Source organism: Acinetobacter sp. NIPH1876, from assembly GCF_022808535.1.
In the GTDB taxonomy this organism is placed as follows: Bacteria; Pseudomonadota; Gammaproteobacteria; order Pseudomonadales; family Moraxellaceae; genus Acinetobacter; species Acinetobacter higginsii.
In genome coordinates this window covers 1-23,096 of the sequence record NZ_JALGBR010000017.1, presented here as the reverse complement: position 1 = coordinate 23,096, position 23,096 = coordinate 1, and the positions used below count along the sequence as shown (strand labels likewise).

19 protein-coding genes, 5 pseudogenes and 1 other annotated feature are annotated in these 23,096 nt (G+C 38.2%); of the genes and pseudogenes, 15 read left to right on the top strand and 9 right to left on the bottom strand.

Annotated elements, in window-relative coordinates:
• Positions 1 to 136: 136 nt before the first annotated feature.
• Both MN869_RS17090 and MN869_RS17085 read right to left on the bottom strand, forming a co-directional pair.
• Positions 137 to 951, bottom strand: a pseudogene (locus MN869_RS17090) (IS3 family transposase); the annotation flags it as partial.
• Positions 560 to 676: a sequence feature (AL1L pseudoknot), on the bottom strand. It overlaps the preceding pseudogene by 117 nt.
• 343 nt (positions 952 to 1,294) lie before the next feature.
• Complete coding sequence (locus tag MN869_RS17085; protein WP_108675649.1) at positions 1,295 to 2,188, bottom strand: LysR family transcriptional regulator; 894 nt, start codon at positions 2,186 to 2,188, stop codon at positions 1,295 to 1,297.
• A gap of 110 nt (positions 2,189 to 2,298) precedes the next feature.
• On the opposite strand from MN869_RS17085, the gene MN869_RS17080 reads away from it, so the two are divergent.
• The 4 genes from MN869_RS17080 to MN869_RS17065 all read left to right on the top strand — a co-directional run bounded on the left by MN869_RS17080 (position 2,299) and on the right by MN869_RS17065 (position 8,275).
• Positions 2,299 to 3,999 carry an NADH-quinone oxidoreductase subunit L gene (locus MN869_RS17080; RefSeq protein WP_108675648.1) on the top strand — a complete coding sequence of 567 codons (1,701 nt, stop codon included), beginning with the start codon at positions 2,299 to 2,301 and terminating at the stop codon, positions 3,997 to 3,999.
• Positions 3,983 to 6,430 (top strand): DUF2309 domain-containing protein, encoded by a 2,448-nt coding sequence (locus MN869_RS17075; protein WP_157980307.1) that lies wholly within the window; start codon positions 3,983 to 3,985, stop codon positions 6,428 to 6,430. Before MN869_RS17080 ends, MN869_RS17075 begins: the two co-directional genes overlap by 17 nt.
• A 68-nt stretch (positions 6,431 to 6,498) precedes the next feature.
• Positions 6,499 to 7,464: a sulfate adenylyltransferase subunit CysD gene (cysD, locus tag MN869_RS17070; protein ID WP_108676016.1), complete on the top strand. Its 966-nt coding sequence runs from the start codon at positions 6,499 to 6,501 to the stop codon at positions 7,462 to 7,464.
• A 1-nt stretch (position 7,465) separates the two neighbouring features.
• A complete protein-coding gene (locus MN869_RS17065; protein WP_108675646.1) occupies positions 7,466 to 8,275 on the top strand; it encodes a DUF6671 family protein in 810 nt (269 codons plus the stop codon).
• A gap of 307 nt (positions 8,276 to 8,582) precedes the next feature.
• Here MN869_RS17065 and MN869_RS17060 read toward each other — a convergent pair.
• Positions 8,583 to 9,500: pseudogene (locus MN869_RS17060) on the bottom strand (IS5 family transposase).
• 221 nt (positions 9,501 to 9,721) lie between these two features.
• On the opposite strand from MN869_RS17060, the pseudogene MN869_RS17055 reads away from it, so the two are divergent.
• From MN869_RS17055 to MN869_RS17035, 5 genes and pseudogenes are all read left to right on the top strand, one after another.
• Positions 9,722 to 10,409: pseudogene (locus MN869_RS17055) on the top strand (IS982 family transposase); the annotation flags it as partial.
• Between the two features lie 86 nt (positions 10,410 to 10,495).
• A complete protein-coding gene (locus MN869_RS17050; RefSeq protein WP_243308839.1) occupies positions 10,496 to 10,891 on the top strand; it encodes a transposase family protein in 396 nt (131 codons plus the stop codon).
• Positions 10,839 to 11,309 carry a transposase family protein gene (locus tag MN869_RS17045; protein WP_243308838.1) on the top strand — a complete coding sequence of 157 codons (471 nt, stop codon included), beginning with the start codon at positions 10,839 to 10,841 and terminating at the stop codon, positions 11,307 to 11,309. Before MN869_RS17050 ends, MN869_RS17045 begins: the two co-directional genes overlap by 53 nt.
• Positions 11,310 to 11,318: 9 nt before the next feature.
• Positions 11,319 to 11,509 (top strand): annotated as a pseudogene (locus MN869_RS17040) (IS982 family transposase); the annotation flags it as partial.
• A gap of 12 nt (positions 11,510 to 11,521) precedes the next feature.
• A pseudogene (locus MN869_RS17035) lies at positions 11,522 to 11,674 on the top strand (IS982 family transposase); the annotation flags it as partial.
• 173 nt (positions 11,675 to 11,847) lie between these two features.
• On the opposite strand, the gene MN869_RS17030 reads toward MN869_RS17035, so the two are convergent.
• Positions 11,848 to 12,747, bottom strand: a complete 900-nt coding sequence (locus tag MN869_RS17030; protein ID WP_243308827.1) for a tyrosine-type recombinase/integrase — start codon at positions 12,745 to 12,747, stop codon at positions 11,848 to 11,850.
• Positions 12,748 to 12,900: 153 nt separating this feature from the next.
• On the opposite strand from MN869_RS17030, the gene MN869_RS17025 reads away from it, so the two are divergent.
• From MN869_RS17025 to MN869_RS17010, 4 genes are all read left to right on the top strand, one after another.
• Positions 12,901 to 13,113: a hypothetical protein gene (locus MN869_RS17025; RefSeq protein WP_243308825.1), complete on the top strand. Its 213-nt coding sequence runs from the start codon at positions 12,901 to 12,903 to the stop codon at positions 13,111 to 13,113.
• The gene (locus tag MN869_RS17020; RefSeq protein WP_243308823.1) at positions 13,100 to 14,605 is read left to right on the top strand and encodes a zeta toxin family protein; all 1,506 of its coding nucleotides are present in this window, start codon (positions 13,100 to 13,102) and stop codon (positions 14,603 to 14,605) included. The genes MN869_RS17025 and MN869_RS17020 overlap by 14 nt, the downstream gene beginning before the upstream one ends.
• 67 nt (positions 14,606 to 14,672) lie before the next feature.
• Complete coding sequence (locus tag MN869_RS17015; RefSeq protein WP_243308822.1) at positions 14,673 to 15,305, top strand: hypothetical protein; 633 nt, start codon at positions 14,673 to 14,675, stop codon at positions 15,303 to 15,305.
• Positions 15,306 to 15,881 carry a TetR/AcrR family transcriptional regulator gene (locus tag MN869_RS17010; protein WP_243308821.1) on the top strand — a complete coding sequence of 192 codons (576 nt, stop codon included), beginning with the start codon at positions 15,306 to 15,308 and terminating at the stop codon, positions 15,879 to 15,881.
• Here MN869_RS17010 and MN869_RS17005 read toward each other — a convergent pair.
• Positions 15,867 to 16,553 (bottom strand): hypothetical protein, encoded by a 687-nt coding sequence (locus MN869_RS17005; protein ID WP_243308820.1) that lies wholly within the window; start codon positions 16,551 to 16,553, stop codon positions 15,867 to 15,869. The genes MN869_RS17010 and MN869_RS17005 overlap by 15 nt on opposite strands.
• Positions 16,554 to 16,663: 110 nt before the next feature.
• Between MN869_RS17005 and MN869_RS17000 the strand changes: the two genes are divergently transcribed.
• Positions 16,664 to 17,739, top strand: a protein-coding gene (locus MN869_RS17000) for an IS3 family transposase (protein ID WP_085946061.1) whose coding sequence is annotated in 2 segments (ribosomal slippage) — positions 16,664 to 16,916 and positions 16,916 to 17,739 — 1,077 coding nt in all. Because the reading frame shifts where the segments join, the coding sequence is not laid out codon by codon here.
• Positions 17,740 to 17,773: 34 nt separating this feature from the next.
• Here MN869_RS17000 and MN869_RS16995 read toward each other — a convergent pair.
• Positions 17,774 to 18,346, bottom strand: coding sequence for a hypothetical protein (locus MN869_RS16995; protein ID WP_347709338.1), 573 nt, complete (start codon positions 18,344 to 18,346; stop codon positions 17,774 to 17,776).
• Positions 18,347 to 18,631: 285 nt separating this feature from the next.
• On the opposite strand from MN869_RS16995, the gene MN869_RS16990 reads away from it, so the two are divergent.
• Positions 18,632 to 19,738 (top strand): DUF2501 domain-containing protein, encoded by a 1,107-nt coding sequence (locus MN869_RS16990; RefSeq protein WP_243308819.1) that lies wholly within the window; start codon positions 18,632 to 18,634, stop codon positions 19,736 to 19,738.
• Between the two features lie 47 nt (positions 19,739 to 19,785).
• Here the strand turns inward: MN869_RS16990 and MN869_RS16985 are convergent, their stop codons facing one another.
• The 3 genes from MN869_RS16985 to MN869_RS16975 all read right to left on the bottom strand — a co-directional run bounded on the left by MN869_RS16985 (position 19,786) and on the right by MN869_RS16975 (position 22,974).
• Positions 19,786 to 20,322: a hypothetical protein gene (locus tag MN869_RS16985; protein WP_243308818.1), complete on the bottom strand. Its 537-nt coding sequence runs from the start codon at positions 20,320 to 20,322 to the stop codon at positions 19,786 to 19,788.
• 354 nt (positions 20,323 to 20,676) lie between these two features.
• Positions 20,677 to 21,900, bottom strand: a complete 1,224-nt coding sequence (locus MN869_RS16980) for a hypothetical protein (protein ID WP_243308817.1) — start codon at positions 21,898 to 21,900, stop codon at positions 20,677 to 20,679.
• 162 nt (positions 21,901 to 22,062) lie between these two features.
• Positions 22,063 to 22,974 carry a DUF6685 family protein gene (locus MN869_RS16975; RefSeq protein WP_243308809.1) on the bottom strand — a complete coding sequence of 304 codons (912 nt, stop codon included), beginning with the start codon at positions 22,972 to 22,974 and terminating at the stop codon, positions 22,063 to 22,065.
• Between the last annotated feature and the right edge of the window lie 122 nt (positions 22,975 to 23,096).

The window sequence follows — 23,096 nt, the reverse complement described above, 5'->3', positions numbered from 1 at the left end:
CTTTGTATATTAAAATTCATTTAATTTATCAACTAAATTTTCTCAAAATTACAATTATCAACAAATACATATGGTTTACTTATCATGGGTGGTCTAAATTTTAAAAATTCTTCCACTTTTTTTTAGTTTTCTGTTATACTTTCCATCCAACAATTGCTCGTGAGAACACATCAATAATAAAGGCGGTATAGACCCAGCCTGAATGTGTTTGAATATACGTAAAGTCACTGACCCATAATTGGTCAGGTCGATCAGCACTAAAATTCCGTTTCACTAAATCATCTGCTCGTTTTTGATCATCTCGGCTACGGGTGGTTTGTTTATTCTTACCACGCCAAACACCTTGTATACCTAGCTTTTGCATCAATCGAGCAACTGTACAACGTGCAATAACATAACCCTCACGTTTCAATTTTTGCCAAACTTTACGTACACCATATCGACCTGAACTTTCTTTCCAAATACGTTTGATTTGCTCTGCATGATGTAAATCATGCAGAGCACGTTTCGCTCGATGTTCTGGGTTATCAACGAAATCTAAAGCCCGATAATAGGTCGAAGCTGCAATCGGTAAAATTCTACAAATCGCTTCAACACCATATAACGCCTTATTGTTATGGATAAAATCCACCATTATTTGTGTGGGCGGTCGAGCTCCGCCTGGGCGAAAAAAGCGGCTGCTTTACGTAGAATTTCATTGGCACGTTTTAATTCTTTAATTTCACGTTCCATTTGCTTCATTTTTTCTTGGTCAGATACCTGTTGTACTTTGGCGGGATTTTGTTGATCTAAGTATTTTTGATACCAAACACGAAGTGTTTCAGGAGTACAGCCAATTTTAGGAGCAATTGCGGAAACTGCTGCCCAATTCGATGGATAATCTTTTTCAGATTCAATTAGTAATTGAACCGCTCTTTCTCTAATTTCGGGGGTATAGTTTGGTTTTTTCATCGGAATAGTCTCTCAGAATATTGAGTCTCCGACAAACCCGGTACGGTTCAAAAGCCAAATTGCTTTTGATGCAGAACAAGATGATTCACAAAACTACGTTGAGTTCTTAAATGAAGTCAAATCGCATGGTTATAAAGAGATTAAATGTTTAGGATTTAAATTTTATAATACTGATCCTAGAGATGAATCTGATTTCGCTATTGATTTCTGTACAAGAATGCCGAGTTAATCTCGGCTTTTTCTAGCTATAAGTGATTGATTATTATATTTTTGTGCGGTTACGATTTAATATCGTTAATATCAGTAAAGTGCAAATATCAATAGATAGCATGATTGTACCCATCTAACCAAATATATCTTTTTCGCTGCGTGCTAGTAGGTCGGTCAGCAGCGGATGCTGGTATTGGCGCTGTATAGTAATAGCAAAAAAATCTTCATATAAATCAGGAAACACAGTGTACTCTTGTAAAGCCCCCTGTTTGAGTTCATCACGTACTACCACAGGGGGTACCAAGATGGCGGCAGTACTGGCGCGTGCCAGCACCCGCATCATGGCCATATCATCCACTTCCGCCAAAATGGTTGGTTTAACCTGCAATTTTTCACACATTAAATCAAAATGACCGCGCAGGGCGTTCTCATGACCCGGCACAATCAATGTTGTATGTTGTAGATCACTGGTGATGCAAAATGGAGTTTTAACCGATCGAGGTTTGCCAATCAGGCTAACGGTTTGTCTGGCAATACGCTGGCAACGCCACGCCTGCACACTACTGGCATACTCCTCCCGATTGGATAACACAACATCAAGCTGGTGGGCAGCAAGACGATTTAACAAGTCAGTTATGCCGCCTGATTGCATGACCAGCCTGACATCCTGCCGGTGCAATAAAGGTTCAATGAAACTTTCCTGAAAATTGCGGCTTAAGGTGGCAACAGCACCAATACGCAGGATTTGCCGCGTGACTGCATCACCCTCCTGAAACAGGGATAATAGTTCACTGCCTTGCGCGTTAATATTTTCGGCGTAACTTAGCGCAATCCGTCCAGCTTCGGTAAGTTCCAGCCGTCTGCCTTGACGTAAAAATAAAGCCTGTCCTAGTTGCTGCTCAAGCTGTTTAATCTGACTCGATAGTGCCGATTGGGCAATATGTAATTGCTGTGCAGCACGGCTCAAGTGCCCTGTTTTTGCCACAACACGAAAATAATTTAAGTGATGATAATTTAAGTAAGCCATGCGGTCTCCTAATTGTTCTAATAAAAAGAACGTTTTGGTCTTTATTATGAATTTTACAGAATAAAAAAATGATCTCAAACTAATCAAATGTCAAGAATAGGAAGTTGATCATGCTAAGCATTGTGCCACATGAGTTATTTATATCCAGTCAACTCCTGGCTTATGGCGCACTGGTAATCGTGTTGCTATGCGCCATAAGCATTGGTTTAAGTGCCAAACGCGGTATAGGTTTTGCCCAAAAATGCCATGTGTTATCGGTGTTTTGCCTCAGCATGTTTGGGCTTGCCATCGTATCGTTGTTTTTTGGTCGTGCAGCGCATGTTTTAGCGCCAGTTGACCTCTGGCTGCAATTGGTTCAGTTAAATACATTAAGCTCTCTAATGCTGGCGCTAACCAGTTTAATTGGCTGGGTGATTACCAGATTTTCTGATCATTATTTGCAGGGTGAAAAACAGCTTGAACAGTACTTAAATGCCTTAACCCTGACTTTGCTAAGTATCTGGTTAATTGTTATCAGTAATCATGTGCTAGTGCTGGTGTTGTTATGGCTGGTCAATGATCTGGCGCTGCATCGGCTACTGACCTTTTATCGCCAACGTCAAGCGGCGGCTGTGGCGGCTGCCAAGCGCCTTATATTTTGCATGTTTGCCAATGCTTTGATGCTTGGTGGCGCTTTGTTGCTGCTTCAGCAAGGCTTATCCCTGCACATTGATGTATTGTTGCAGCAGTTGCAAGGCTTGCCTCACTTATCGCTTGGCACGCATATCGGATTGTTCGCATTATTTGCTGGCATGGTGCTTAAAAGTGCACCGTTGCCTTTGCATGGTTGGCTGTTACAGGTAATGGAAGCACCAACTCCTGTATCGGCACTACTGCATGCGGGTATTATTAATTTAAGCGGTTTTTTGTTGTTGCGCTTAAGCAGCGTGCTTGATCATTTGCCTGATGTGCAGTTGTTGCTGGTAGCCAGTGGAACGCTAACGGCATGTATTGCCAGTCTGGTCATGATGACGCGCATCAGCGTCAAAGTCATGCTGGCATGGTCAACCTGTGCGCAAATGGGATTTATGCTACTGGAAATCGGGCTGGGTGCTTATTCACTGGCACTACTACACCTGATTGCTCATGCACTTTATAAGGCTTATACATTTTTGGATGCAGGTCAAACCAGCCAGCAGGTCAGCCATTTAAACAATTATCAAAAACGTGATTCTGGTGCACCTTTAAACCAGTCACCTTTACAGGTACAGAGCCAGTTAAAGACAGAGTTACAGACATTTGCAGGCAGCCTGATTGTTCTGCTGGTGGCAGGCTTGCTTATCTGGTACTTACCTATCAGTGCAGCCAGTCAGGTACTTGGTCTGTGTTTTGCGGCAGGTCTAGTTTCGGTACTGACCAGCCAGCATAGCCGCCATGCCAAGCACCAGATCACCATGCAAACTGTTATCCTCGTGGCAGTTGTTGCCATCATCGGTTATGGTTTGCTGCATTTTATCTTTGCCGAAGTAGTTACATCTTCAACCCTTACACCACCTATCATTCATCTGGTGTTGCCATTGATTGGTTTTGGCATTTTGCTCTGGTTACAACAAAGTGTATTACTACGCACGCAGGGTAAGCTAGCAAGCTGGTTACATCCACATGCCTTTGCAGGATTTTATCTGGATGAATACATCACCCGAATCATCTCGCCGATTATTCGCTACAGCCTGTATGGGTTAAGCGTTAAACAAACCAGCCCTAAGCCAAATGATCCTAAGCAAAACACTATTCAGCAAAAAATGGAGTGCTCACATGAATACGACTGTTAACCTGCAAGCCAATATTTGTGTAAGTGCCCATGAGATTTTACAGCACGCCTATCAAGCCTGTGCACGGATTGCACCCACCTGGCCACTTGACCGCTTTATTGCGGTTAACCCCTGGTGGGGACTGATTGACCAGCCACTCACGCAGGCTGCAACAAATCTGATGCAGTGGAATGGAGGGCAATGCACCATGTCGCCTGAATGGTATCAGCAGGCTATGCGTAAAGGAAAAATTAAACCAGCCATTGTTGCCAGACTACAGCAACAGCAGGACAACTATCCATACCCTGAAAATGTTAATCCATTGTCAAACTTGCTGATCAGCCAGTGGCTGGATCAAAACAGCCCACATAAGCGCTTAAGCACCTTAACCGAGTTGGGTTTACAGCATATTGGCCAGCACTGTGGTTCATGGTTTGATCAAGGGCAGGCATTGTGGAAAAATAATGCGCATCTTTCACTGTATCAGGCGTGGCAAGTCACCGCACAGCATGATGCAGGTCTGGCCCTAAGCACTGGCATAGATGATCTTGGTCAATGCATTGCTCATTTACCCCAACAACCGGGCAGCCTGATTGTTAGCGTGATTCAGCAGCTAAAACTCAATACCGACCAGCTAATGCCTTATTTTATGGCGTTATTGCTGAGTATTAAGGGTTGGGCCAGTTTTGCCGCTTATCACGATCAGCAGGCAGGTAATGTAATCGGGAATTTACCATTAGACCATCTGCAACCATCAAATTTGCCACCATCGACGTTAATTGATTTACTGGCGATGCGGCTGGCATGGGACTGGATTTTGTCACAGCAGCTCGCCAGCGAGCCACTATTACAACAGTGGTACGATCAGCTGTCTTGCCCACCTGTCGATCAGGCAAAAACCCAGTGGTTATACCAGACCGCACTGGAATTAAGCTGGCAGCAGGACATCAATTTGCAACTGTTGGCGCCAACCAGTACGCTACAGGCTAACACAGCAGTCGCACTGCAAGCCGTATTCTGTATTGATGTGCGCTCTGAGCGGGTACGGCGTGCACTTGAACAACAATCATCTGCGATTAGTACTCATGGTTTTGCTGGTTTTTTTGGTTTGCCGATTGAATACAAGGCAGCAGGTGCCAGCCAGTTTAGCCCGCAACTGCCAGGTTTGTTGAGCGCAAGCCTTCAGGTGAAGGAACATAGCACCTCAGTGACACACCTGCATGACTTGTCGCAGTATAGAGAAACTCAAGCCAGCCAGCTTGCTCTGTTACGGCAGTTTAAGCAATCTGCCAGTAGCGGTTTTGGCTTTGTAGAAACGCTGGGGTTGGGTTATGCGTTCAAACTAATTCAACGCAGCATTTCCAGACAATCGGCTCAGTCATTAGCTTCCATCAGCAATCCGGCAACTGCACCTGCACTCAATGACCTTGATCTAAAGGATAAAGCGGCTTTATGTGCCAATATTCTGGTCGCCATGGGCTTAAACCATCAGCTTGCGCCTGTGGTATTATTAACGGCACATGCCAGCAGCAGCACCAACAACCCGCATGCTGCCGGACTGGATTGCGGAGCATGTTGTGGTCATAGTGGTGAAGTCAACGTACGCTTGCTGGCCAGTTTGCTCAATCATCCCGATATTCAGGTGACGCTGAAATACAATCATCACATCAACATTCCGGCTTCAACGCAGTTTATTGCTGCCTTGCACGACACCACCACCGATCATATCCAGCTTTTTGATGTGCCAGCCGAATTTCCCCAGCAACAGTTACAACAACTGCTTGGCTGGCTTGATCAGGCGTGCGAGCTGGTACGGATAGAACGTAGCAGTGAGCTTAAATTAAAAACAGGTACGTCATTGCTACCGCAGTTGCAACAACGGGCAAAGGACTGGGCACAGGTAAGACCAGAATGGGGGCTGGCTAACAATGCAGGCTTTATTGCCGCACCACGTCAGCGTAGCAAGCATATTGACCTACAAGGTCGCTGCTTTTTACATGACTATAATTATCAAACCGATAGCGATTTAAAACTGCTTGAGCTGATTTTAACCGCACCCATGATCGTGGCGCACTGGATCAACATGCAGTATTACACCTCAACCGTGGATAACCAGCACTGGGGCAGCGGCAATAAGGTATTGCACAACATTGTTGGCGGTAATATTGGGGTATTTGAAGGCAATGGCGGCGATTTGCGCCTTGGGTTGCCCATGCAATCACTACATGATGGCGAACAGTGGATACATACGCCGCAGCGCCTATGCGTGTGGGTGGAAGCCCCTAAAACCAACATTTTGGAAGTTGTGCAACAGCATACCAGCCTACAGCAACTGGTGGCGGGTGAGTGGCTCTATCTAAACGCTATTGACCCTGATGGCGGTCAAATTGACCGTTTGATGTTTGAAAATCATACATGGCAATGGCATACGCAACATCATCTTGTGGTATGAGACTATGAAGCGCTGTCTAACACACTAATATATTGATTATTTAAAACTCTGCTTTAGGACAATGAATGATGAATTTAAAGCAACCCGCACCACGCGCTCCAGACTTGGCACCTATTGACCTTCATCGGCTGTCGTGCTTACGTCAGCTTGAAGCAGAAGCTATTTTTATCATGCGTGAAGTAGTCGCCGAATTTAGTAATCCGTGCATGTTTTATTCTATCGGCAAAGACTCTACCGTAATGCTGCATTTGGCACGCAAAGCCTTTTTCCCCGCCAAAGTTCCCTTTCCCTTGCTGCATGTGGATACAACTTGGGAATTTGCTGAAATGGCACAGTTTCGTGACCGCCTTGCCGCAACGCTGGGGCTTGATATTCTGGTGCACGTCAATACCGAAGCCCTTGCACAAAATATTCACCCCTTTGAACATGGCTCCAGCAAATACACCGACATGATGAAAACGGTAGCATTAAAACAGGCACTTGACCTCTATCAGTTTGATGCCTGTTTTGGTGGTGGCCGCCGTGACGAAGAAAAAAGCCGTGCAAAAGAGCGTATTTTTTCCTTTCGGGATAATAGACAGCGCTGGGACCCCAAAAACCAGCGTCCAGAATTATGGAATATTTATAACGGCAAGCTGAACAAAGGTGAAAATATTCGCGTGTTTCCTTTATCCAACTGGACAGAACTTGATATCTGGCAATACATCATGTTGGAAAATATTGACATAGTGCCACTGTATTTTGCCAAACCTCGGCAAGTGGTATGGAAGGATGATACCTGGATTTGTATTGATGACGAGCGGATTCTAAGCCATTTAAGTCCTAAAGAGCAGCAGACCATTCAAACCCGCTCAGTCCGCTTTCGTACTTTGGGCTGTTATCCGCTGACGGGTGCGGTGGACAGCAGCGCAGATACCTTGCCTAAAATTATTTGTGAAATGCTGCAAAGTACCACCAGTGAAAGACAAAACCGCATGATTGACCATGATCAGGCTGGTTCCATGGAAAAGAAAAAACAAGAGGGGTACTTTTAATATGCTTTCTCTAGCGTTTTTAACTCAGCACCGTAAACAGCAGGCGGTGGCTATTGCACTGGCTAATACGGGGTATCTGGTGTATGAGGTTGACGATTTTGATACTGATACATTTGGTACTTTTACTGGCGAAATTGCACGGCTTGACTCGCAATCAGACACGGCACTTAAAAAAGCACAGATGGCCTGTGAGCTTAGTGGCAACCGTTTTGGACTAGGCAGTGAAGGCTGTTTTGGTGCTGACCCCATGCTGGGGATGCTACCGTGGGGTACTGAAGTGCTCGCATTTTGGGATGCAGAACTCAACTATGCGATTTATGGCTGGGTGCAGGGTGCACAAACAAACTATAACCATACCACAGTAACCACCATGCAGCAGGCACAGCAGTTTGCCAACAGGATCGGTTTTCCCTTGCATGGTATTATTGTGGGTCAGGCTAACCAACCCATCTTTAATAAAGACCTCAATAGCGATGCAGCGTTAGCAGCCTATCTGACCCCATTATTACTAAGCGGCGATCCTATTGACTTAAACACGGACATGCGTGCCAACCGTAACCCTACACGCAGACTAATGCTTGCACGCTGTGCCGAGGCACTGGCACAAAAATTAAATTGTGCCTGTCCACAATGCCATGCCGCGGGATTTGCGATCACAAAGCATATTGCAGGCGCACTCTGTGAATATTGTCACCTGCCCACCACCATGCCCAAAGCCTCGGTGTGGCATTGTCCACTTTGCCAGTTTGAGCAGATTCAAACTATCGATACCAGAGCGACGCAGGGGCAATGTCAATATTGTAATCCCTAAGTAGATGTCAATTGCATCATAATTGTTATATTTGGGAGAATCTTGCTAATTATAATTACAGTACAAGATCAATTCTTCATACCGTTTGGCATGTTCAAGATTGTGACACCAATAAAGAATTCCAAAACTAGGTCATTTTTGTCCAGTATGGTCCTGCTAGTAGCATGTTTCTTCAAATTCATAGTGACTAGGTACTTTGAATTTAATATTGCCACTTTTATGACCTATCCATAGTTTATTATCATGAATGAGTGTGGCTTTGATGCATAAACATTCAAAAGCTGAGTTTTCTCCAATCTATTCAAATTTAAGTGACAACTTGGGTATGAGATCTACCTAATTCCGTAAACCTATTCAGAACTGCCACACGCGCATGAATTTTATTGACCTGACTTTGAAAAGGTCTTGCCGTCAGCTTATCTCCTAATAATTTGATGCAATGCATTTTGGTTTCCATCAAACTTCGACAGTGATAGCCCGACCATTTTTTCCATAGTGTTCTGCCTAAATGTTTAACCGTTTCACGTAACTCATTTCGTTCTATTGAACTGATTTTAGAATCTTTCCAGTGCTTGGCATTCTTTCTGGGAGGAATTACTGCATGTGCTTGATGATCTAAAAATCACTTGTCTGCAGCACTTCGTGTCGTACGCCCCATCGGTATATACAGATTCGCTCATCTGGTGGGATCTGATCCAGTAAATCACCTAGTAATTGTGAATCCCTGACATTATTTTTCGTAAGCTGAACGGCAGGTATTTGCAGTGTTTCAGCATCTATATCAATATACAGCTTACGCCATTGCCGACGATATTCAGGCTGATGTTTCTTACGCTTCCATTCGCCTTCACCTAAAAATTTTAAACCCGTAGAGTTGACGAGTAGGTGTAACCCATCACGACTTTTCTGATAGCTTATCGCAATATCAATATGCTTTTGTCGTCTACAGAGGGTGGAGTAATCTGATGATGTCCAATTTAAGTCACTGAGTTTAATCAGGCTTTGAGCATAGCCAGTGACCATACGTAAAGAAAGACGGAATAGAGATTTGATCATTAAACAGCATTCAATCGCTGTATCGGAATAAGTTTGATTTCGTTCGTGCTTGTGCATACCATCGGGTCTTAGGATCAAACTAGATTGAAATATTCCCTCCCTAAATTAAAACTTGGTTATACGAGGACCAATTGGTTGTACGGTAAATTTTAGGTGCAGGCTTCTTCATCTTGAAATTATATTGCTGAAGAAGTCTTCAAGAATAGTTTTGTGCAACAAATCCATGAAAAAGTCAAAATGGAAAATCTGAGATGTTTTTAATATGCCACCACAACTCAAATTTTTTCTTGCAGTAATAACTTGAATCGCGGATACTAAATTGACTTGAAAAAAAAAGAGGACTAGAGCCATCAGTTGAGTTACCTCACAAAACTCACAACCCTAGTCCTTATGTTCGATAGTACCCAATTATTCTGTCTAATTGATGATTTCTTTCTAAAATTTGAACCTATTTATTGGAAATTCTTAAAGCAGAACTTTAGATGCTTAAGAATTCGCTCCGCACGGCTCAGTATTTCTGAAATTGTCTTTATTGCAATTTGGTATAAATGCTCTCACTTCAATAACTTCAAAGCATTCTTTACAGCGCTGAAGCATATTATTCCCATTTATTCAAAAGCCTACCTTGTTACCAAGGTATGATTCATCTGATCAATACACATCAACTGGCTTTACATGCCTTGCATTATGCTTTGATGAAAAAGCATAAAAGTCATTATCTATGGATTGATTCAACAACATTACCTGTTTGCAAAAATCAGCGGATTCAAAGACATAAATCTATGATATTGATTGCAACGCGCGGTAAAAGTTCAATGGGCTGGTTCTTTGGCTGTAAGTTACATTTAATAATGAATTAGTCAGGTGACATTGTGAGTATAGCTTTATCGAATGGGCATACAGCAGATATCAAAATGGTTGAGCAGTTACTCGAAAGACTAAAAGAAAAACTCTATGCTGATCGTGGATATATCAGTCAAGAACTCAAATTAAAACTGAAGGATCAATACATTGATTTGATTACATATCATCGTAAAACATGCAGTTGGTTCAATTATCAAAAGAAGATGAATATCACTAGACCTCTTTCATAAATCAAAAAACAACCAATCTTTGATTGATATTTCTGCTCTAATTTTCTTTGCATTCGTGCATAATTTTTGGATGAAATACATCGATTCAAAAAAGCTTTCTGAAACACAGTTTAAGCGATATACAGGCATCTCATGGTCAACCTTTTATTTAATGGTTGCACAATTGCAGAAGCATGTTCCAGCGAAAGGTAGACCACCCAAGTTAAGTGCGGAGGATCAAGTTCTGCTATGTGTAAGTTATTGGCGAGAATACCGAACCTTATTTCACGTTGCTACAAGTTATGGGGTTTCAGAGCCAACGGCCTCAAGAATTGTACGTCATGTCGAAGATTGCCTGATTCAGTCCAAACTATTTAATTTATCGAAGAATTTGCCTGAAGGTGAAGGAATCGACTGGCATGTGGTAATCGTGGATGCCACAGAAATTCCAATTCAACGACCTAAAAAAACAGAAGAAAAGCTATAGCGGCAAGAAAAAGACTCATACCTTTAAAGTACAAGCCATCATCCATTACAAAACTCAGCAAATTCTGAGTTTATGTGCTGATCTTGGTGCGGTACATGATTTCGAACTATTCAAACGCAATTTAAAGCAGATTCCACCTGGTGCTTTTATCCTTACGGATAAAGGCTATCAGGGAATTTATGCTATGTATCCCAATAGTCTATCACCATTAAAAGCCAAAAGACGCTGTAAACTAGATCCTGAACTGAAAATCTATAATCAGGAAATCAACAAAAGAAGAATCAGGATTGAGCATGTGTTTAGTCGTCTTAAAACCTTTAAAATCATTGCTGAACGTTACCGAAATAGAGGTAAGAGACTCGGTTTGAGGTTCAATTTAATCGCAGGAATCTATAACTTAGAGTTGAGTAAAAAATGATTTATGAAAGAGGTCTACTTAAAACAACGGAATAAAATAGAAACTTTATTTAGAGCTTGCTCAAAGGAACATACAATCTATTAACAAGTAAAGCTCGAAGTGTCTCAGGATATTTTGCAGGGATTTATGCATTATTATGTGCTTATCAGCTTTGGCATCAAAATAAGCCAACAATTCAAGTGAGTGAAGCGCTAGCTTAAACAGGATTCCGGTTATTTAGTTTGCTCAAAGGGAAATATAATTTGGTAACAAGTAACGCGAGAAGTGTTGAAGGCTATTTAGCTGGTATTTATGCCTCTTTATGTGCTTACCAATTATGTCATCAAAACAAGCCAATCATTCGAGTTGTGGAATCATTGGCTTAAACAGGATTCGGGTCAATTAGAAAATACAAAGAGTGTTGAGTTAATAATTTAATATTTTATGTCTTTTACAAGTTGAGTAAGAAAGTAATAACAAGTTTAGTATGATGAACGACAGTATTGTGTAGATCACAATCTTAGATATTTTATTTAACATAATTAGCCTACTTTACGGTTTATAAAGGTCGGTTTTTTGCTCTTGGATGAGTATTGTTGTATTCCTCTTTCATGGTTGTTTCATCGACAAAAGTGTATATCTGCGTGGTATTGAGATCCGCATGGCCAAGCATTTCCTGAATATCCCGAATACCTACTTTAGATGAAAGTAAATGAGTGGCAAATGTATGCCTTAAGGTATGAGGATTTGATTTTTGAGTTATGCCTTTATCCCTAAATAACTTCTTTACACGTTCATTAATTTGGGTTCGAGAAAGTTGCTTACCTGTAGTAGTTGTAAAGACATAATCATGGTTTTGGTTTAAATTCTTTTGCATTATATGATTACGTTCAAGTAACCATAATTCTAAGGCTTGTAATGCTTTCGAGCCAATCGGAACAATACGTTCTTTATTGCCTTTGCCAGTTATTCTTAATAATTTTTCATCTGTGTTTATTTTGCTTAATTCTAAACTATGTAACTCCTCAAGACGTAATCCTGAACTATAGGCAATCTCAACTAAAGCTAGATCTCTAATCTGGTTTGTCTTGTATTTTGGATCTGGTTTTACTGGATTATCAAGAACATCATTCATTACATTGATCGAGTGATAATTTGGTAGTTTTTTATTCTCACCTTTGATTTTAATATCAATGGTTGGATTTGAACTTATAATTTCTTCATTGAGTAAATATTTGAAATAGTTTTTTATACCTGCTATTTCCTTTTTTATGGTATCTATTGAAATTCCACATTGCTGTCTATAAGCAATAAACTGGTATATGTCAGATTTCTCTATAATGAAAATTTCTGTCTTTATATAATTAAGAAAATGCAACAATGCTTCTTCATATCCTTTAATTGTTAAAGGTGATTTGTTTTCTGTGATTAATTTATTTCTCCATTTATCGATGTACATTTTTACCCTGACTGCCAGTTTGCTTAGCTCTTATTTTAAGTTAATTCTCAATGAAAAAATATGTATAAATTTGCAAAAATAAAGTCCGAAAACTCTAGATATGTTATAATTTAATCAAATGAAAAGTATCTTCACATATAGAGGTGCAATGATATGAATATTATGACTGACAAAGATGCAAAACAGCTATCTGGCAAGGAAATCCTAGAGGGTCTTTTTGAAGATCAACGAGCAGCTGCTCGTAATCCTCAACACCCTGTAAACGATCAATTACGTGCCACTTTAAAAGCTAAAGCTGAGAAACTACAAAAATTAAAAAATCAAGAAAAAACAAGTGAGTCCATAGCAAGCTATGACAGAACGTGATAAAAATCCTGAACCACAATTTGCTGTTATAGTCGCAGGTGGTAATGGTTCAGGTAAATCTACCTTAATACAAGAACAAATTTTACCTCGCTTTGAAAAGTTCAATTTTGACATTGCTTTTATCAATGCAGACGTTTGGCAAAAGGAACATTTTGGTGAATTTACCAAAGATCCTAGCCATGCTTATGAGGCTGCGAAGTGGGCTGAACAAGAGCGTCAAAGATATATAGATAACAAAAAATCATTTATAGCTGAGACTGTTTTCTCTCATCCATCAAAATTGGATCTCATTAAAGAAGCCAAAGATAAGGGTTATTTTGTAACCTTGTATCACATCCATTTAGACTCTCCTGAACTCGCATTAGAGCGTATTCATGATCGTGTTTTAGAGGGTGGACATGGTGTAGATGAGGAGAAAGTTAGACAACGGTATGAACGTGTTATCCCTCTTATAGCTGAAGCATCTATGTATGCTGATCAAACTTTTGTTTTTGATAACAGTGTCAGAAATGAACCACATAGCCTTGTAATGGAATTGAAAAATGGTGTAATCCATGATGTATACCGTGATTTACCAAAATGGGTTGCTACAGGCTATGAAAAACAATTAAAAGCTTATTACAATTTTAACCAAGATTCATCTTTGATAGAGAATCTGATAACTAAAGGTGACAATATGAGCTTCATTAAAGAAAAGTTGGGATTTGAATGGAATCCTGATTTAATGCCGAAAGAAATACCTACCTATCATCGAGCGCAAGTAATTCAGAATTTTAACATGACTCTAGCAGAGCATGTTCATGGATCTGCTGCTGTGGCAGGTAATCCCTACTCACTGGATGAGATTAAACAGCTGATAAAAGGCCAATCTGTTGGGGGGCACAATGTAAGTGACCAAAAGCAAGTTGTGAATCTTATCAGTGGAGCGAACTTCGTATCTGAATCTGTAATCAACAATACGTTTAGACTGGATAAATCAAATTATTTAGAAATTAATCGATTAGTTTCTAAGGATGAATCAATTGAAGCAGGCGTATTACGTGGCGAAGGTAAAGAAACAACATTTACGCCTCACGTTGCAATTAGACATAATTATTCTCATAAGCCTTTAAAGACTGAAGAAGATGCAATCCAGTTAAATAAGCAATTTAGTGATGGCATTGCAGTTTTAAATTCAATAAAGAATCCATTAGAAAAAGGAATGGCAACTTTTCTTTTCGGTTCATTGAACCAATTCACATTTGAGGGTGAAAAGCGCACAGCTCATTTGATGATGAATGGTGTATTGCTTAGTGCAGGTTTGGATGCAATTAAGATTCCTCCTGAAAAAGCTATTGATTTTAGACAGAACATGAATGAATTCTATAAAACTCGTAATGCTGACAAAATGATGGATTTCTTGTTAGAATGCCATCCAGATCGTGAAAATATCAAAAAGGTTCAGCAAGACAAAGATCTCAAGATTGATAACTCAATTACCAGATCTTTCTAGAACTATAAATAAGACCTTACGAGGTCTTATTTTTTCAAGATTCTAAATGAACTTGTAAGGAATAATTATGTCTGTTAATGATAACTTTCAAAATGAATTTGAACTCAATGAATATTTGCTACCTAATGAGTATGATTTTAAATCTATTGAAGATTTGTTATTAAATTATCAAAAAGAGTTTATAAGACACATTCAAGCTCAGGTTATATTTTCTGACAATCCAATACGTTTACATTCTGATATTTCAAGTTTAATTGAAAATATTACTATTTCTAATTTTACTTTAGAAGATCAGGATCATGTTTTAAAAGTTCTTGAATCTAATCATTTTCTAATTAATGCCATGATCCATTCTGGTATAAAGAAAAATGAATATATTTCTATTATAAAAAAGCATTTTCCATTTCTAAATTTTGAGTCAATTGATGCAATTGAAAATATTAAAAATCCTTACAAGTTCTCACTTTTCCTTTTCATTATTTTGTATTTAAATAATTTTTCTGATAGAAAATTGCACTGGACAATTTTACTTATTTTTAACTTCTCGTTAATTGCTTCTGGAATTGGCAGTATTCTTTTAAGCGAAATTAAAATTCAGGATTTAAGAAAAATCCTAAATCAGTTTGATGTAGACAAAAATGCTGATGCAATTACTGTATTTTTATTGGCTAACTTAGGTTCGCCAGTTGAGGCTAATTAAATGAATATGTCAGTCAGTTATACCCTTGATCGTGCATCATCCAAGAAAAATATAATATTGCAGACTGCTCATAGATTGTTTAGTGAACAATGTTTTGGCCGTGCAGGTATCGATAGAATTATTGAAGAATCGGCTGTGGCAAAGATGACTTTTTATCGTCACTTTAAGTCAAAAGAGCAACTTATTGAGGCTTGCTTAGAATTTGAAATTGAGAATCAAATTTCATCTATCAATGCTGCTTGTAGTCAATCTCATATCACTTCACCAATAGAAAAATTGCAAGCTTTATATTTGTGGTTTATTGATCGTGCATTAGATTTAGATAATCGATCATGTATTATTAACAAAGCTTTGGCAGAGTTAAGCCATTTACACAACATACATAAAATTGTCCTTTGTTATGATGATTGGAAGTATAATTATGTTCAGAGCATATTATTAGAGAATAGTATAGACAATGAAGATACGCACCATATTTTTTATGGTTTCCTAAGTTCCATTTTAATGCCGTATAGCTTTAAACCAGATTGGAACTCTGTAGTGAAACAGTTTGATTTGTCATTAATTAACACGTAATAACTCATCCCAACAAAAAGGATTGCGTGTAACATTTCCCCTACTCATTGACCAATTCCTATTAGGTAAATAACAAGTACCAAGTGCAAGTTTCTTTTTTCCATATTTATTATGTACACCCTCATAAGCAATCATAAAGTTTTCCTTTCTTTCAACAATCATCATGTCGGTTAATAAATCATAGGTATGTTTATTTTTTGGTTCTAGTTGAGTCAGTATAACTCCGCATTTTTTAAATTTTACTCCAAGCTTATAAACATGATTTATCATGTATGTCGATAATTTTACGAAATCCGCAACGCAATCACTTGCTTCAGGTAATTTAAAAACTATTGATCGAGAATAGTAGGATTCTCGCTTATCAAAATAACTGGATTCTGCGAAAACAGTTATGGTACTGCAAAGCTGTCCTCCTGACCTTAATCGTCTTACAGCATCTTGTGTGTGCATACCAATAGCTTCTTTCAAGTCATTTATGTTTGTGACTCTTTGGCCAAAGGATCTCGATGAGATAATTTGCTGTTTATCAGGTGAACAAGGCTCGATAGGAATGCAGGAGATCCCCTGCAACTCCAGTACCGTTCTGGCCATTACGACACTGAACCGCTTTTTTATCTCATTAGCATTGCTTTCAACTAGATCCAATACGGTTTTAATATTTAGGTCATTCAATTTTTTTTCATTTTTTCGCCCTACTCCCCATACTTCTCCGGTAATCCCCCCTAAAAATAATAGGATCTAAAAGTAGAATTTTCTCTTAAGATACGAGCAGGAGATTCTGCATGAAAACATCTAAATTTACTGACAGTCAGATCATGTCCATCTTGAAACAGGCAGAATCTGGCACACCTGTAGCGACCCTTTGCCGTGAACACGGCATGAGTAATGCTACCTTTTATAAATGGCGTGCCAAATATGGTGGTATGGATACATCATTAATGGCTCGACTGAAAGAGCTAGAAGCCGAAAATACCAGACTTAAAAAGATGTATGCGGAAGAGCGATTAAAGGCCGAAATCATCCAGGAAGCGATGGCAAAAAAGTGGTAAAGCCATCTTGCCGGCGTAAGATGGCACAACAGGCAGTTGCCCAGCATGCCATTAGTATTCGTTTGGCTTGTAAAGCATTTGGTATTAGTGAAACCTGCTACCGCTATCAAGCCAATCTCAGCGATGACAATGCACTCATTGCTGAACAGCTCATTGAACTCACTGAGGAAAATTCCGATTGGGGCTTTGGTTTGTGCTTCTCGTATTTACGGCATGTTGAGAGTTGCTGCTGGAATCACAAGCGGGTTTACCGCATTTACTGTGAGTTGGCACTGAATCTGCGTATTAAACCGAGAAGAAGACTAAAACGGCATGCGCCTGAACCATTGAAAGAACCAATCCGAGAAAATCAGGTTTGGTCATTAGATTTTATGCATGATCAGCTTTCCGATGGTCGCAAGTTTCGATTATTGAATGTGATTGATGATTACCGCCGCGAAGGCCTAGCCATTGAAGCAGGGTTCTCATTGCCCACAATCAGGGTTATTCGTACGTTGAATCAATTGCTGGAGTGGCGAGAAAAGCCGTTAGTTATTCGGTGTGACAATGGCCCGGAGTTTATCAGTCACGAATTTGTGCGCTGGGCTACTGAGCACGGTATTCGTATTGAATATATTCAACCGGGTAAGCCACAGCAGAATGCGTATATTGAACGCTATAATCGGACCATACGTTATAGTTGGCTGAGCAAGCATTTATTTGATACTTTGGATGAAGTACAAGATTATGCAACAAACTGGTTGTGGCATTACAACCATGAAAGACCACATCAAGCTAACAAAGGAAAGCCACCTCTAATGGCTGCTTAACCTCTACTTTTAACTTCGGTTATTTATGGGAGGATTACCCTCCTACCTCAATGGCTGAATAAAATTCTGTTTTCTTAACCTCATCCATTTCTACTAGATTACATACACCCTGAAAATCTTTATTAGTCTTGGCAATATGGTTTGCTATTTTGGATTCTGTTTTAGTTCGGCCAATGCCGATGCAACATGGTAGACCAAGCCACATCAAAATCCGCTGTAATATGAAATGTGCAAATTGGGTCAAATTATAATTTTTAACATAGGCTGATACTTCTATGAATGATTCATCAATACTATAAGACTCACACTCGGATTCCGAAGTAATTTCTCGAAGAATATTATGAAATCTCCTACTCATTTCAGCATACATTGCATAGTTACTAGATAAGACTACAACTTTATTTTTTTCAACTATTTCCCTTATTTCAAAAATTGGTACACCCATCTTAATTTTTAGTGCTTTTGCTTCTGGAGAGCGTGCTACAACGCAGCCATCGTTATTTGAAAGAACGATGACTGGACGATTACTCAGTTTAGGATTAAAGACACGCTCACAGCTGACATAGCAGTTGTTGACATCAATGAGGAAGAAATATCGATTTTTCATATCTTGAAAAAGTTACAAATTCAAGCTAGATGATATATATTCAAAACCTTGAAATCAAACAAGGTTCAAAATGATGAATAATTTATCGTTAAAAATAAGTTCATGTAATAATGAATTATTTTCTTAATTATTTTAAAGTTGAGATAATTAATGGTAAAACTAAAGTACTGAAAATTAGGACTAAATATAATTAAAAAACAATTACATTTATGCAGTTTAATGGCTAGAATTTAAGAACAAACTTATCAAATTCCCACAATGATTTAACCAAGTCAGGGCTTTACTATGGCAATTACCGCATACTCAAAAACTTTCAAAAGAGAGCTAGATGTAGAGCAATTGAAACGGCTTTGTAACAACCATCTTAAAGAGAAAAATTTTGCAGAATTTGTAAAAATAGATATTGAATGTCCTTGCTGTGGTGTTATTGGTGCTAGAGTGGTAAATGAAAGCATATCGCCTATCTCTAATATAGCTGTAAAACAGGCTCATTTTGCATTTAATAACAATAATGGCGTTGATGCACATTTATTGTTTTGTGATTACTATTCTGGTCAGGATGGTCTTATTCAGGTTGAAAAGGATTCATTTATAAATTTATCAAAATCAGGTAATGAAGTTACAGAAGCTATCCGAAAATTAGTATGTTCAGCTATATATCATAACTATTTTAATCAATTAGATGTTCGCAATATGAGGAAGTGGTTTTATGATATGCGTTCTAACCAAGATATTTTGGTAGAGTATAGTAAACATCAGTTAAATGTATTAAGGAAATCTATTGTACGCTCAAAAAGGAATGTCGAAGAATATGTAATAGATAGAGAGCTTTTGAAGAATGATTGGTTTGATTTAGATGATGAGGTTTATGAATCTTTAGCTACTAAGTTTTTATTTCCTTATGATATTAAAGATATTAATGGATTAAATTATATATTATCTAGAAAATCTATTATTAAAAAGGCCATTTCTCTATCAAAAAAAAATCATGGAATGTATGAGTTTGATAGATCTAGGCTTGATGAAAAATATAAACTTGCTACACGACTATCATTGCATATTATTGATCACAGTGAGTTTTTTTATCAAAAACTAGGACGTAGCGTTGCTAAAGCGAGAGCAAATAATCCTTTAATGGCATATTCTGCAACCCTATTATTTGTAAATGATTGGGATTTCAAAAAAAGCTGTCAAATGCACTTAGATATTACTTTATCGACTTATGTGGATGAAAATCTTGGGAACACTATCGGACTTAATCCTTTTATTCATTATGATGCTTGGATTGCTTTGAGCTATTCTTCAAAATGGAGTAAAAGACATATAGAGTTTGATTTTGAGTCGGAATTTGAAAAAGAGAAAGAACGTTTAAAGATTCTTTATGGTATTTAATCTATAGAAAACTCACCAGATTTAATCATTTTAGGTCTTAGAATTTTTTATGCTGATTCATTTGGCACTGCTATAGTCTCAATAGCAACTGTCTCTTGTGCAATAGCCTGTTCATTATCTACTTTATTTGGCTGAACTAAATTAGGTTTTACTTGGAAAGTACTAGAGTAACTTCCGACACGATCTCCATCAACGCCACGTTGTCTTGTATAGCACGTTACGATAGATAAATATGAGTTTTTACCATTTTTAACGTATTCAAGTATAAGAACACCTGATGGGTGCATACTCATGAATAGTGATTTTCTTTTATGTGTTTGATAATGAAACGCCCCACCTTGTGCTAGTTTTTTGTATATGAAATCAAAAACATCACAAGGTGGTCTTAATCTAGCAAATTCATGGCCATGTCGCTCTAGAATGTGCTTGTATCCAAATGCTTTATTACCATCTTGGAGTCTAATAGGAAGTTCAAAAGGAATTCCATCAATTGTATTTGCAGGTATGATTGCAAGGTCAATATTTCCATTTATTTCCCAGAATTGATCCTGATCTACAGTGACTAAAGTAGGTGATAATTGCATAAGTTACAGTTTTTAAAGGTTTATAAAGTACAGAATTGACTTTTTCAGCGTAGATGATACTATATTAATTGAGTTCTTGCTGAAAGACGTTACATTGGCTAAGACAACCTTGAAGCCACATGATATTAGTCAGCACGCAGTTGTCAAATTAAGCGTTGAGCGAGGTGTGATACCTAATCTTAGATTTCGTATCACTAAGTTCTTGGAAATTTGAGTAAAGTTTTCGAATTTTATTCATTTAAGTTTTTAAGAACTTCGGGCGTCGTTCGGACTCAAAAGTTTATAAGGTCGCTTTTGCGACCTTTATTTTTTAGAACAAACTCTTGTTTTAGTTATTAATTATTTTATCAGTATTTATGCTTTAGGAATGCCCCCAACCATAGTGATTGGAAGCAACTTAAAGTCATAACGTTCATTTTTCCCTTTTTTTCCGTACCAGTACAAGTGCCAGTGAGAACGTCTTAAATGAGGTGTTCTTTTTCCTGTACCTTTGGCTTGGTTTTTTGCTGCCTCTAATTCCTGATAAATTCTAGTGAATTCTTTTGCCGTTTCCGTACCAATCATATAAGTCTTATACTTAGATGCTTCAAAAAGACGTTTCTCTTTCTTTACTTGAGTGAATTGTACAGGTTTACTGCCCTCTGGAATTGGTGGTGAAATTTCTGGCTTTTGTTGGCTAAACCAGAGCACAAGATTGATTAATTTTTTTTGGATCTCAATTCTTACGTTTAAATCATCCTGCATGGTTTCGGGATCATAGTCTTGCTGAAACTCATCAACAAAATCCCCAAGACTTGATTCAATATCCAGATCTTCATTTAACGTGATTACGATAGTGCGAGGCATACCAGTATCTAAATACATGGTAGAAACTAAAACTCTCTGTCCACAAAGCTCAGTAACGCAGAAAAGCACTCCCATAACCCGATTGTCTTCAAACATAAGCTTGGCATTGTCAGTCTGGATATAAATACATAGATCAGGAAGATTGATAATATAATTCGGTATGACTCCATCAAAACCAGTTTTCAAAATTTCATTAATCACAATATCTTCAAAACGATAGATATTTTTGGTCAGCATCCAGTTTCCAAGTGTTACCAATTCCCCTGTGGTTACTGGCAGTTCATCGAGCAGTTCTTTAGGGATATGATCACCTACTTTGAGATTACTTGCCCATGCAGGTTTAGAGCCTTTAACACCTTTAATATTCTGTAAAGCTTGCTCATATACAGATCCATTTGCAGCTTTGCTTTTATCAATTCCCTTACCAAAAGGCTGATTGTTATTATAATTGTTGAGCATTTTTTCAATAACACTTGTCTGCCGTGCTATTTCGTTCTCTTTTGCGATTCTGGCCTGCTTAAGCTCGTGGTTGCAATCCAGTGCAGCGTAGATCCAATCGTCCCATGTAAGCAATAACTGAATATCATCTGAATGATCTTTTCTCATTTTTTGATTGTAAATTGCTCTTTGCTCAATCTTTTTCATCACACCAGTTAATTCAGTTTTCATGTGGTTGAGACGTGTAGAAACAATCTTTAGTGGTAGAACATAAGAGTTAGGTAAGTTTGCCATTATTTAAAACCTTTCGTGGAAACTGAGCCATTGCTTAAGTGGCATAAAGTTACATTGGCCATTCAGCTGAAGAATATTGTGTTTTACAATCAAAAATCAAATATATTATTGAAATAAAAGACTTTGATACTATCTTGAATTCATCCTTAAAGTGGCATTATCTTACAGGATCAAGTCATGCAGAACTCCCTTTAACTCATCTTGGGAATTAAGATGTTTGTTCAAAAAGTATCGAAATACTTTGGACTGATAGTTATTCTTAATGATAAAAAAAACTATATCTGGCTTTCCATTGTTCTTGAATGATGGTGAATATGTAAAACTGTAATATTCAATATCATCATTATTTTCCTTTCTTAGTAATGTATGGAAACTATCAACAAGAAAGTCAAAACAAATATAAACTGAGAATTCTGATAACAAGTTTTCCAAAATTCCTTTATTTAAAGAGTAGGTTATTAAATTTGTTTTGTAAGGAGCACTTATATTAAAAAACTGACAAAGTTTAATTACATAAGCTAATCGATGTGAACCACCTGCATTTTCAGCTGCAATACCTTTGTGCCAAGAAAATTTGGTGAAATTGCAATGGTTGCTTTTAAAGTCATCACTTTGAATAATCTTATCAATCTTTTCAATTTTAAAATCCAGTATCTCTTTTACTTCTTCTGGACTTAAATAGCGGTTGCCTTTTGTTAAGGTGTATTCCCACCAGTCATAAACATTATCAAATAGACTATAGAATACTGCATCACGGGAAGCTTTAATAAATTTAACATCTGCTAGATTTAATGTGTAATCACTTTCATGTCTATCGATTAAACTTTTTAGAATGGTAAATAGCCTCAACCTATTTGATTCCATTTTTCTGTTGTGAGTGACAAGTGTATTGTGTTGATATTCCTTAGAGTCTAAACTCCTTAACAAATGCAGGTTAAGCAGCTCGTAATAATCAATAAACTTTTCATTTTTAAGAATATGGGTCAACTTTAAAAAGCTAGCTCGATTGCGCTGCAAGTTGTTTCTTGAATAAAACTTTTGGTACAGGTACGCATCATAGATAAAATTAAGCATCGATTAATTTTCCTCTAACAGACCATACTCATTCGGAAGATGGCTTTGTTGCACAAATAGACGAAAGATAGAGTTGTTCTAATCTTCAGATATTTATGCAACAGCCACCGTTTTAGCTGTAC